Below are 416 nucleotides of genomic sequence, written 5' to 3'. Positions count from 1 at the left end.
AGCTGCTAACAAGCATTTTAGCTCCTCAGATCGTGGTAAGATGATCATGGCTTGTGGAACAGGCAAGACATTTACGTCTCTTAAGATTGCAGAGAAAGAAACGGATGGGAAAGGATTGATTTTGTTTTTAGTTCCTTCAATTGCTCTATTAAGCCAGACACTTAAAGAGTGGACTGCTGAGGCCACTGACCCTATCAACCCAATCTGTATTTGTTCTGATTCAGGCGTTACCAAGAAACGAACCAAGAATGAAGATACTGATGGTTATAGCGTAGTTGATTTAGCCTTGCCTGCCTCAACCAATGTTAAAGACATTATTCGCCAATTCAAAGCTATCAAGTATGGAGAAAAAACTGGTATGACAGTAGTTTTCTCAACTTACCAGTCAATTGAAGTTATTGCAGAGGCACAGGCAG

At 40.6% G+C, this 416-nt stretch carries 1 protein-coding gene; it reads left to right on the top strand.

The window, feature by feature from the left end:
• The coding region (locus OB13_RS16825; protein ID WP_461491342.1) for a DEAD/DEAH box helicase family protein at positions 1-416 on the top strand (416 nt) is incomplete at both ends.

The organism is Pontibacter sp. HJ8, assembly GCF_054824225.1.
Note: the sequence above shows the minus strand (reverse complement) of the source record. Positions and strands in the feature narration are given on the sequence as shown.